The sequence below is a fragment of the Terriglobales bacterium genome (genome assembly GCA_035937135.1).
Lineage (GTDB): Bacteria > Acidobacteriota > Terriglobia > Terriglobales > Acidobacteriaceae > DASYVL01.
The window spans coordinates 1-11,101 of sequence record DASYVL010000173.1 but is presented as its reverse complement, the minus strand read 5'-3'; the positions used below and the strand labels follow the sequence as shown (position 1 = coordinate 11,101).

At 64.6% G+C, this 11,101-nt stretch carries 10 protein-coding genes; 6 read left to right on the top strand and 4 right to left on the bottom strand.

What is annotated here, in order from left to right; all coding sequences use genetic code 11:
• The 3 genes from VGQ94_10080 to ispG all read left to right on the top strand — a co-directional run.
• On the top strand, positions 1-359 hold a 359-nt coding region (locus VGQ94_10080), incomplete at its 5' end, for a 1-deoxy-D-xylulose-5-phosphate reductoisomerase (GenBank protein ID HEV2022860.1).
• A 5-nt stretch (positions 360-364) separates the two neighbouring features.
• Positions 365-1,735 carry a site-2 protease family protein gene (locus VGQ94_10075; GenBank protein ID HEV2022859.1) on the top strand — a complete coding sequence of 457 codons (1,371 nt, stop codon included), beginning with the start codon at positions 365-367 and terminating at the stop codon, positions 1,733-1,735.
• Between the two features lie 202 nt (positions 1,736-1,937).
• Positions 1,938-3,179 carry a flavodoxin-dependent (E)-4-hydroxy-3-methylbut-2-enyl-diphosphate synthase gene (gene ispG, locus VGQ94_10070; GenBank protein HEV2022858.1) on the top strand — a complete coding sequence of 414 codons (1,242 nt, stop codon included), beginning with the start codon at positions 1,938-1,940 and terminating at the stop codon, positions 3,177-3,179.
• Between the two features lie 208 nt (positions 3,180-3,387).
• Here ispG and VGQ94_10065 read toward each other — a convergent pair whose 3' ends face one another.
• The 4 genes from VGQ94_10065 to VGQ94_10050 all read right to left on the bottom strand — a co-directional run bounded on the left by VGQ94_10065 (position 3,388) and on the right by VGQ94_10050 (position 7,501).
• Complete coding sequence (locus VGQ94_10065) at positions 3,388-4,281, bottom strand: DUF72 domain-containing protein (GenBank protein HEV2022857.1); 894 nt, start codon at positions 4,279-4,281, stop codon at positions 3,388-3,390.
• 22 nt (positions 4,282-4,303) lie between these two features.
• A complete protein-coding gene (locus VGQ94_10060; GenBank protein ID HEV2022856.1) occupies positions 4,304-5,128 on the bottom strand; it encodes an ABC transporter permease in 825 nt (274 codons plus the stop codon).
• Between the two features lie 5 nt (positions 5,129-5,133).
• Positions 5,134-6,051: an ABC transporter permease gene (locus VGQ94_10055; GenBank protein HEV2022855.1), complete on the bottom strand. Its 918-nt coding sequence runs from the start codon at positions 6,049-6,051 to the stop codon at positions 5,134-5,136.
• Positions 6,052-6,121: 70 nt separating this feature from the next.
• Positions 6,122-7,501 carry a hemolysin family protein gene (locus VGQ94_10050; GenBank protein HEV2022854.1) on the bottom strand — a complete coding sequence of 460 codons (1,380 nt, stop codon included), beginning with the start codon at positions 7,499-7,501 and terminating at the stop codon, positions 6,122-6,124.
• A 314-nt stretch (positions 7,502-7,815) separates the two neighbouring features.
• On the opposite strand from VGQ94_10050, the gene VGQ94_10045 reads away from it, so the two are divergent.
• The 3 genes from VGQ94_10045 to VGQ94_10035 form a co-directional block, all read left to right on the top strand.
• Positions 7,816-8,985, top strand: a complete 1,170-nt coding sequence (locus VGQ94_10045; GenBank protein ID HEV2022853.1) for an efflux RND transporter periplasmic adaptor subunit — start codon at positions 7,816-7,818, stop codon at positions 8,983-8,985.
• A 14-nt stretch (positions 8,986-8,999) separates the two neighbouring features.
• Positions 9,000-9,134: an ABC transporter permease gene (locus VGQ94_10040; protein HEV2022852.1), complete on the top strand. Its 135-nt coding sequence runs from the start codon at positions 9,000-9,002 to the stop codon at positions 9,132-9,134.
• A gap of 536 nt (positions 9,135-9,670) precedes the next feature.
• Positions 9,671-11,101: sodium/proton-translocating pyrophosphatase (locus VGQ94_10035; GenBank protein ID HEV2022851.1), on the top strand; the 1,431-nt coding region annotated here is incomplete at its 3' end.

Here is an 11,101-nt window from a genome sequence, read left to right as displayed (position 1 = left end):
ATCTGCGCTTTCCCGTCGGTGACCTTCGTCATCTGGACTTCTCTCCGCCGGACGTGGAAAAGTTTCCCTGCCTACGCCTGGCCTATGAGGCGGCGCAAGCGGGCGGGGCGAAGACGGTGGCCCTGAACGCCGCCGACGAGGTGGCGGTGGCGGGGTTTCTGGACGGCGACATCCGCTTCTCGGAGATTGCGCGTAGTATAGAAGAGGTGCTCGGCCGGACGCCGGAGCAGCATCCGGCCACCATCGCCGAGGTGCTAGCCGCGGACGCCGAGGCCCGGCGTCTGGCCGCCGAGCGGATTCAAAGCCTCGTGGGCAAGAAGTCTGGAAGCCTTCGCCCGGCGTTGGCATCTCATAAGTAGCGCATATGCAGGATTTCCTTATCACTATCGTTTCGGTGGGCTTCGTGCTCGGGATCATGATCCTGGTGCACGAATTCGGCCACTACGCCGTGGCCAAGCTGCTGGGGGTGCGGGTGGAGGTGTTTTCCATCGGCTTCGGCAAGCGGCTTTGGGGATTCCGCCGGGGCGACACTGACTACCGCATCAGCGTGCTGCCGCTGGGCGGCTACGTGCGCATGGCGGGCGAGAGCCCGCTGGAGTCGCGCACCGGCGATCCCGGCGAGTTCATGTCGCACCCGCGCTGGCACCGCTTCCTCATCGTCACTGCCGGGCCGGCCATGAACCTGCTGCTGGCCGTCGGCTTGCTCACTGCCGTCTACATGGTGCGCTACGAGTACCTAGCCTTCCTGGATGACAAACCGCCGGTGGTGGGTTGGGTGGGGAAGGATTCGGCTGCAGCCAAGGCCGGCGTCCGCCCGGGCGACCGCATCACCCGCATCGAGAACGTCCAGCACCCCGGATGGGACGACCTGCTCTTGAAAGTCAGCTTGAGCCCTTCGCAACCGGTCGAACTGGCCGTGCAGCGCGGCGGCGAGACCCTGAACCTCAGCATGATCCCGGCGACGGTAGGGCCCAGCCACATCGGCGACGCCGGATGGATCCCCGAGGAGCCCATCCAGGTGGGCCGCATCGAGTCCGGCATGCCCGCCGACCGCGCGGGCATCAAGGCCGGTGACCAGATCGTCGCCCTCAACGGCACCTCGGTGCACGAGTTGCCGGCGGAGGGCAACCCGAGATTCATGATCGAAGTCCTCATTTATTACATGCAGCAGAACAAGGAGAAGCCGCTGGAGATCGCGGTGCTGCGCGGCGGCCAGGAGATGAAGTTCAACGTCACGCCGGTGATGTCGGACCTGGACGGCTCCAAGCGCTACCGCATCGGCTTCGCCGCGCCCAGCCTCACCCACGTGAACCAGCTGCCGCCGGTCCAGGCCTTCGTCAAGTCCATCGAGGACAACCGGCGCTACACCCTGCTGATCGTCGAGCTGGTGCAGAAGATGGTGCAGCGCAAGGTCTCCTTCAAGCAGATCGAGGGGCCCATCAGCATCGCGCGCGCCTCCGGCGACGCCGCCCGCCAGCGCGGCTGGACTCCGCTGCTCCAGCTGATGGCCGCCATCAGCCTGAACCTCGGCATCCTGAACCTGTTCCCCATCCCGATTCTGGACGGCGGCGTGCTGCTGCTGCTGATGATCGAGGGCACGCTACGCCGCGACATCAGTATCCGCATCAAGGAGCGCATCTACCAGGCGGCGTTCGTCTTCCTCGTCCTGTTCGCCGTCATGGTCATCTACAACGACCTGGGCAAGCTGCCCGTCTTGAGCCGCTACCTGCCGTAGGTGCATTGAGCCATTGATTCATTGAGCCATTAGATTCAATCGAGAATCCCCCGGAGTGCCAAGACAAACGAGAGGGCAGAGCTCGGTAGGTCAGGGCTTCAGCCCTGACTCGCGCAGCGACCGTGCCGTAAAGGCTTGTTTCAAGAGCGGGGCTTTAGCCCCTGAGGGACGCGGTTTCCGCGTGTTAAACTAGAACTTCCGCATGGCAAACATTCAGCGCAGAAGAACCGTCACGGCCTTAGTGGGAGGAGTGCCTGTGGGCTCGGGCGCACCGGTGGTGGTGCAGTCCATGACCAACACCGACACCGCCGACGTCCCCGGAACCATCGCCCAGGTGGCGGCGCTGGCCCGCGCGGGCTCGGAGCTGGTGCGCGTCACCGTCAACAATGACGCGGCCGCGGCCGCCCTCCCGGCCATCGTCGAAGGCCTGGAAAAGCAGGGCGTGAGCGTGCCCATCATCGGCGACTTCCACTACAACGGACACCTGCTGCTCAAGAAGTACCCGGGCTGCGCCCGCGCCCTGGCCAAGTACCGCATCAACCCGGGGAACGTTTCCATCGGCAAGAAGGACGACGAGAACTTCCGCACCATGATCGAAGTGGCGGCCGAGAACAAGAAGCCGGTACGCATCGGAGTGAACTGGGGCTCGCTCGACCAGCAACTGCTCACCCGGATGATGGACGAGAACGCCGCCCTCGCCGAACCGAAAGACGCGCGCGAGGTCACCATGGAAGCCATGGTCGAGAGCGCGCTGCGCTCGGCGCGCCTGGCCGAGCAGGACGGTCTGGGCCACGACCAGATCATCCTGAGCGCCAAGGTCAGCGGCGTGCAGGACTTGATCGATGTCTATCGCGCCCTGGCCGCGCGCTGCGATTATCCCCTGCACCTCGGGTTGACCGAAGCCGGCATGGGAGCGAAAGGGATCGTCAGCAGCACCGCGGCGCTGGGCGTGCTCTTGCAGGAGGGCATCGGCGACACCATCCGCGTTTCGCTCACTCCGGCGCCCGGCGGCGATCGCAGCGAGGAAGTCCGGGTGGCGCAGCAGATCCTGCAGTCGCTGGGAATGCGCAGCTTCACCCCGCAGGTCACCGCGTGTCCTGGCTGCGGACGCACGACCAGCACCTTCTTCCAGGAGATGGCGGAGCAGATCCAGTCCTACCTGCGCGAGCAGATGCCGCTATGGAAAGAGCGCTACGCGGGAGTTGAGGAGATGAAGGTTGCGGTGATGGGATGCGTGGTGAACGGGCCGGGCGAGTCCAAGCATTCCAACATCGGCATCTCGCTGCCCGGGACGTTTGAGGAGCCCAAAGCGCCGGTCTTCGTGGACGGCCGCCTCATGACCACGCTCAAGGGCGACCGCATCGTGGCGGAGTTCATCCAGATCCTGGACAACTACGTGGAATCCCACTACGGCGCCAAGACAAAAGAAGTAGCGCGCGTCTAGGCCGCCGCTACCAGCGCCACCGCCACTCCCAGCCACACGCAGAAGACCACAACGTTCAGCGTCAGCCGGAATGCGGTGTTGTCCAGCAACACATTGTATTTGCCTTCCATCGCATCCTCCTTTTCCCTATAGACGCGGCTGCCGAAGAAAGGTAACGGTCCGCGCGCCGCAGTGAGCAATACGGGAAGGGCCGGACAAAAGTTCCGGCTTATGACTCGAGGATCGTTTCCAGCACCGGATAGCGCTCGACCAGCGTCTCCGGCGCCGCGACCGGCTGGCCGGTGAGCGCGTGCTTGAGTTGCAGGGCGTTGACCGCGGCCTGGCCCTCAAAGTGGTTGTTGGTGATGACGAACGTGACCTCGGTCTTCGCGGCCACGTCTTCGATGCGCTTCTGCCAGCCGGCGAGTTCTTTTTCCGTGTAGAGGTAGTTGTAGCGGTCGTTGCGGCTGTCAGAGTCGAACCACTGGTCGTAGTTGCGCCCATGCAGGCGGACGTAGCCGATCTTGGAGGTGGCGTGACCGGTGGGCGCGAGCGAGCGCCCCAGCAGCGGCTGGTCGATGTTGCAGAAGGCCACGCCCTTCTCCACGAAGTAGCGCAGGATGCCTTCGTTGTTCCAGCTGGCGTGCCGCACCTCCACCACCTGGGGATAGTCGGTGAAGCGCTCCAGCAGCGCTTCCAGGTAGGCGCGGTTCTCGTTGGTGTTGCGGAAGGAGACCGGGAACTGGATGAGCAGCGCGCCCAGGCGTCCTTCGCCGGCGATGGCGTCCAGTCCCTGCTTGGCCAGGACTTCATCTTCGGGGTTGGGCAGCAGCGTGGCCGCCGAGGTGGGCTCGATCACCGCGTTGGGGGAGTGGGTGAACACGCGGTTCAGCTTGGCGGTGAAGCGGAAGCGCGGGTTCACCGCCGCCACCTTGCGGCACCACAGCTTTCCCACCTCCGGCTTGATGTGCCCGTAGAACGACGAGTTGATCTCGATGACGTCGAAGTAATGCGCCAGGTACGCCGCCGGATGCTCCGTCTTCTTCATCCCCGGGGGATAGACGATTCCCTCCCAGTCCTTGTAGGACCAGCCGGCGGTGCCGACCAGGATCTGCGCGCTCATCTCTGGAGAAAGTAGAACACAACTAGAGCCCAACCTCGATGCGCGATCGCGGGTCGAGATAATCCCGCAGCCCGTCGCCGATGAAGTTGAAGGCCAGCACGGTGAGCATGATGGCGGCGGCAGGAAACAACACCAGGTGGGGCGCGTCGAACAGGTGGGCGCGGCCGTCGTTGAGCATGGAGCCCCAGCTCACCGTCGGCGGCGGCACGCCCAGACCCAGGAAACTCATAGTGGCCTCGGCCAGCACCGCGCCCGCCATGCCGATAGCCGCCTGCACAATCACCGGCTGGATGATGTTGGGCAGGATGTGGCGGGTGATTATCCGCCAGTCGCTGGCGCCCAGGGCGCGGGCCGCTTCCACGAACTCGCGCTCGCGGGTGGCCAGCACCTGCGCCCGCACCAGCCGGGCATAGCCCACCCACCCGCCGATAGAGAGCGCCAGGATGAGGTTGAACAGCCCCGGTCCCAGGAAGGCCACGAAGGCGATGGCCAGCAGGAATCCGGGAAAGGCAAGGAAAGCATTCATGATGATGACGGTGAAGAAGCGGTCGAGCAGGCCGCCGTAGTATCCGGCGAGCGAGCCGAAGATGAGGCCGAGGAAGAGCGAGGCCGCGACCACGCTGCCTCCGACCAGCAGCGAGATGCGCGCGCCGTAGAGCAGGCGGGAGAGGATGTCGCGGCCGAGCTCGTCCGTCCCCAGCCAGTGCGCGGACGAGGGCGCGGCCAGCCGCGCCGGCAGCTCGATGAACGCCGGGTCATGGGGCGCGATCCAGGGCGCCAGCAGCGCGCACAGAACGAACGCAATCACCAGCGCGAGGCCGGAGGTGGCCAGCGGATTGGAGCGCAATTGCTTCACTGCCGGATCCTCGGATTCACCAGCGAATAGGTGAGGTCGGTGAGAAAGTTGACGGCCACGTAGGTGAGCCCGATGGCCAGGATGCAGCCCTCCACCAGGTAGTAGTCGCGGTTGCCGATGGCCTGCAGGGTCAGCCGTCCGATCCCCGGCCAGGAAAAGATGGTCTCGGTGACGATGGCACCGGCCAGCAGCGCGCCAAATTGCAGTCCCACCACGGTCAGCACCGGGATGAGCGCGTTGCGCAGCGCGTGGCGATATACGACGGCGCGCTCCGAAAGTCCTTTGGCGCGCGCGGTGCGGATGTAGTCCTGACCCAGCTCCTCCAGCATGGCCGTGCGCACCATGCGGGTGAGGATGGCGGCCAGCGCGCCGCCCATGGTGATGGCCGGCAGTACCAAATGTGCCCAAGTCCCGGAACCGGAGACGGGGAGCAGCCCGAGATAGATGGCGAAGAACAGGATCAGCACCGGCCCCAAAGCAAAGTTGGGGAACGAGAGCCCAAGCAGGCTGAGGAAGCCGAGCAGGCGGTCGTCCCAGCGGTTGCGCCGCCGCGCCGAGCGCACTCCGGCGGGGATGGAGACAGCCAATGCCACGGCCAGCGCCGCCAGCGTCAGAGCGATTGTCGCCGGGTAGCGCTGCGCGATCAGCGTCCGCACCGGCTGGTCCAGCCGCAGCGAGCGTCCCAGGTCGCCGTGCAGCACTCCCTTCCAGTAGTTCACGTACTGCTGCCCCAAGGGGACGTCGAGGCCGTAGGCGTGGCGGGCCGCTTGCACGTCGGCACTGGCGGCGCCCTCGCCCAGCATCTGCTGCACCGGGTCCCCGGGGACCAGGTGGATCATCAGGAAGACGACCGAAACCACCAGCCACACCGCGGGCAGCGTGTACAGCAACCGGGTTATGAGGTAGCGCAGCACAGGCAGGACTTCTTCAGGCCCCGGCTTCTCAATGACTCAATGACCAAATGACTCAATGACTCAATCGCTTTCAACCCCCCGCGCGCTCCAACGGCTTGCTGGGTGCCGACTTCGGCACCGCCGGCTCCACCTTGACTTGGGCGATGCGCAGGCCGTCCATCTTGAGGACGGTGAAGCGTCGGCCGTCGTATTCGAGCATTTCCCCGCCCCGGGGAATGCGTTCCAGCTTGGCCAGGACGAAGCCGCCCAAGGTCTCGAAGCCCTGGTCGCGGGGCAGGACCAGATGGTGCTGGGTCTCGAGGTCGCGGATGTTTTCTCCCCCGTCGAGCACCAGCGCCCCCGATTCGAGCGGCAGCAGCAGGCGCGGGGCAACGTCGAATTCATCCTCGATCTCGCCCACGATCTGCTCCAGCACGTCTTCCACCGTCACCACGCCGCTGGTGGAGCCGAACTCGTCCACCACCACCGCCAGGTGGCGCTTGTTCTTCTTGAATTCCACCAGTAGACCGATGACCGGCTTGGTCTCCGGGACCACCAGCACGGAGCGCATGATACGGCGGACGGGCAGCTCCGCGGACACGGGCGAGCCATCGTCGGTGGCCAGCGCCGCCAGCTTGGCGTGCATCAGCCGCGAGAGGTCCTTGGAGTACAGCACGCCCACAATGTGCTCCGGACCCAGCTTGGGATCGAAGACGGGGACGCGGGAGTGCTGCTCCTCCACCACTTTGGCCATGGCCTCCGCCAGCGTCAGATCGGCGGAGAGCGAAAAGATGCGCGTCCGCGGCACCATGATCTCCCGCACCAGCACGTCGGAGAGGTCGAGCACCCGGTGCAGCATCTCCTCCTGCTGAGCGGGCAACAAGCCCACCCGGCGGCTGGCGGTGGCGATCAGGCGGATCTCCTCCGGCGAGTGGCTTCCCTCCTGCATCTGGCGCGAGCCGAACAGCCGCAGCACCAGCCGCGCCGAGCGGCTCATCACCGCCAGGAAGGGCCGCATCAGGGTCATGAAGATTTCCATGGGCGCGGCCACCGCCAGCGCCACGCGCTCGCCCCGCTGCAGGGCCACCGACTTGGGCACCACCTCCCCCAGAATCACCACCAGGTAGGTGATCAGAACGAAGGCCAGCACGAAGGAGATGGTGGTGGAGTAGACGAGGACGTAGGGGATGTTTCCCACTACTCCTTCCAGCAGATGGGCGACGAAGGGTTCGCCCGCCCAGCCCAGGCCCAGGCTGGCCAGCGTCACTCCCAGTTGCACCGCCAGCAGGACCTGGTCGAAGTTCTGGTGCAGGCGCAGGACGGCGCGGGCGCCGGTGCGGCCGCTCTCGATGAGCTGCTGGATGCGGGTTTCCCGCACGCCCAACAGGGCGAACTCGGCCGCCACGAAGAAGGCGTTCAGGAGAATCAGCACGGCCACGAGCAGGGCCCGCAGCAGCACCAGAGTGTTCATGGAATCGGGATTCTACCACCCGGCAGCCGGGCCCCAGACCTCACACTCTTCCCCTGTCGCCTGCGAAACGATCCCGAAACAAGGGCCTCCGCTTCCCCCCGGGGGCGGGCTTTTCCTGCTTCCCTTTCCCTCGCCGGAGTGTCTAAAGGAGCCAAAGGAACCGGGCAGGCCCAAGGCCCGCCCCGGCGGCCCGGAAACCAGCGGTTGGGCGTCGGATTCTCAGGGAACCCAGGTGGGAAGTTCCCCGTATCATAGGGTCAGGACTTCAGGGCGGGTCAGGCCTTCAGGGCAGGCCCCAGGCGTCAGGAGGCGACGTGGCGAACGGCAACGGAAAGCACAAGAAGCGGAGACGCTTTTTTTACATCGGTGGCTCGATCCTGCTCCTCCTGGTAGTGGTAGGGGGACTGGTGGCATTCACCCGCGGTGGCAGCAAGATTGACCCCTCGAAACTGGCCAAGGTAGAGAAGGGTGACCTGGCCAAGAGCGTGGTCGCCACCGGCAAGATCGAGCCCATCACGAAAGTCGAGATCAAGTCCAAGGCCAGCGGCATCGTCAAGAAGCTCTACATGGACGCGGGCGAAAAGGTGAAGACCGGCCAACTGCTGGCCGAGCTGGACAAGGAAGAGATCCAGGCGCGGGTGAACCAGTCGGAAGCTGCGCTGCAGGCCGCCAAGGCCAACGTGGAGCGCGCCAAGGTGGATGCGCTGGGTCCGGACGTCCCGCTGCTGCTGCGCGCCTACCAGCGCGCCCAACAGATGGCCAAAGAGGGTGTGGTCTCGCAGGCGGCACTGGACGACGCCCAGAGGAACTACGAGCTGTCGGTGAACAAGCGCGACATGGCAAAGGCCTCTCTGACCCAGGCGCAGGCACAGGTGCAGCAGAGCAAGGCCACGCTGGAACAGTTACAGCAGGAGTACCGCAACTCGACCATCGTCTCGCCCATGGACGGCTTGATACTCTCCCGCAACGTGGAAGTGGGCGATGCGGTCAGCTCCATCCTGATCCTGGGGTCTTCGGCCACGCTGGTGATGACCCTGGGCGACACCAGCGAGGTGTACGTCAAGGGCAAAGTGGATGAGAGCGACATCGCCAAGGTCTATCTGGGCCAGCCGGCGCGCATCAAGGTGGAGTCCTTCAAGGACAAGACCTTCAACGGCAAGGTCACCAAGATCTCGCCGCTGGGGGTGGAGAAGGATAACGTCACCACCTTCGAGGTGCGGGTCTCGGTCACCAACGACAAGGAAGAACTGAAGGCGGCCATGACGGCCAACGCCGAGATCATCCTCGAGGAGCACAAAGGCACGCTCATCATCCCCGAGGGCGCCATCCTCTACGACAAAGATAAGAACGCCTCGGTGGAGGTCCCCGACCCGCACGCCAAGGAGGGCAAGCGCAAGGTGGCGGTGAAGATCGGCGTCTCCAACGGCGCCAAGACCGAAGTGCTCAGCGGGGTCAAGGAAGGCGACCAGGTCATCGTGCAGTAACTGGCGAGGACTATGTGGCACAAGAGCCTGCCCTGAGCGGAGTCGAAGGGTCCGCGGCTGTGCTGACCCTGGTGGGCGTGACTTCGGGCTTCTGGCCGGCGCTGAAGGCCGCGCGCATGAACCCCATCGAGGCGCTGCGGTATGAATGAGACCCTGATCGTGCGGCTTCCCTAACGCCTCACACTATTGTCGACGTCCCGCCCGAGGGGTTAGTCTAAAGAATCTGCAGGAAGGCTTTTGTGGCGATTCTGCTGCTAACGCTCGTTGTGGGACTGATTGGCGCGGCCTGGGGGTTTCTGATGTCTTTTTTCCCACGCCAATTTGAAAAACTAACGGACGTCAGCGGCGGTTTTCTGGCCGATTGGACTGTTCCCCCTCCTCACATCCAGCGGATTGTTAGGCCGGCACAACGCCTGGCAGGGCTAGCAATATGTGCCGTCGGCTGTTGGTTTGTTTATGTCGCGTCCCGCTCTATCTACGCCACCCTGATTGGACGTTGACCCGATTTTTTGCCGCGTGGTATAAAGCATAGGTCGCACCGGTTCGCTATGCGCGCGGGTGCGACGGGGTAGCGGCCAAGCCTCGACTCTTTCACTCTCCTGGTGGAAGCGCGACTCCGAACCGCCGGCCATGATGGCCGGCTTACCTGACGGTCCCAAACGTCCTGTACTGGTCGGAGGATTTTATGTCGCACTCGCCCGCCGCGAGCCTTTCGCGCCGCGCTCTCGCCATCCTTGCCCTGGTCGCGGTCCTTGCGCTGACCTCGGCCGCCCTCGCCCAAGCTTCCGCGGCTACCGCGGAACCGCAGGCGGTGAAGCATGAGGCTGGCGGCGAAGCCAGCCTGAAGCTGCCCGACCTCTCCACCGTCAGCTTCCTGGGCGTGGACGGCCATACCCTGCTACTCTTCGGACTGATCGTCTGCGCGCTGGGCATGGTCTTCGGGATGAGCATCTACATTCACCTGAAGAACCTGCCGGTGCACCGCGCCATGCGAGAGGTCTCCGAGCTGATCTATGAGACCTGCAAGACCTATCTGATCACGCAGGGCAAGTTCATCCTGCTGCTCTGGCTGTTCATCGCCATCGTCATCGTCGCCTACTTCGGCTTCCTGCATCCGGTGCCGGGACACCCCATCGCCCTGACCGTGCCCATCATCCTGCTGTTCTCCATCGTCGGCATCTGCGGCAGCTACGGTGTGGCCTGGTTCGGCATCCGCGTCAACACCTTCGCCAACTCGCGCACCGCGTTCGCCTCGCTCGCGGGCAAGCCGTATCCCATCTACAACATCCCACTCAAAGCGGGGATGAGCATCGGCATGCTGCTGATCTCGGTGGAGCTGCTGATCATGCTCTGCATCCTGCTATTCGTGCCGGGCGATTATGCCGGACCGTGCTTCATCGGCTTCGCCATCGGCGAATCGCTGGGCGCGGCGGTGCTGCGCATCGCCGGCGGCATCTTCACCAAGATCGCCGACATCGGCAGCGACTTGATGAAGATCGTCTTCAAGATCAAGGAGGACGACGCGCGCAACCCCGGCGTGATCGCCGACTGCACCGGCGACAACGCCGGCGACTCCGTCGGCCCCACCGCCGACGGCTTCGAGACCTACGGCGTCACCGGCGTCGCCCTCATCACCTTTATCCTGCTGGCGGTCAAAGACCCGGCGCTGCAGGTGCAGTTGCTGGTGTGGATCTTCGTCATGCGCGTGCTGATGGTCATCGCCAGCGCGCTCGCCTACTTCCTGAACCAGGTTTACGCCAAGGCCCGCTATGGCAACGCCGAGGAGATGAACTACGAGGCGCCGCTGACCTCGCTGGTCTGGCTGACTTCGCTGGTCTCCATCGGGCTCACCTATCTGGCCTCGTACGAGATCATCCCGCACCTCGCCGGCGACGACACCTTGTGGTGGAAGCTGGCCACCATCATCTCCTGCGGCACGCTGGCGGGCGCGGTCATCCCCGAACTGGTCAAGGTCTTCAACTCGGTGGACTCCGCTCACGTGAAGGAAATCGTGACTTCGTCGCGGGAAGGCGGCGCGTCGTTGAACATTCTCTCCGGCCTGGTTGCGGGAAACTTCTCCGCCTACTGGCTGGGCATCACCATCGTGGCGCTGATG

Excerpts from the sequence above, each read along its gene's own strand:
- VGQ94_10075 (HEV2022859.1), top strand. The coding sequence starts at position 365 with ATGCAGGATTTCCTTATCACTATCGTTTCGGTGGGCTTCGTGCTCGGG.
- ispG (HEV2022858.1), top strand. The coding sequence starts at position 1,938 with ATGGCAAACATTCAGCGCAGAAGAACCGTCACGGCCTTAGTGGGAGGA.
- VGQ94_10065 (HEV2022857.1), bottom strand. The coding sequence starts at position 4,281 with ATGAGCGCGCAGATCCTGGTCGGCACCGCCGGCTGGTCCTACAAGGAC.
- VGQ94_10050 (HEV2022854.1), bottom strand. The coding sequence starts at position 7,501 with ATGAACACTCTGGTGCTGCTGCGGGCCCTGCTCGTGGCCGTGCTGATT.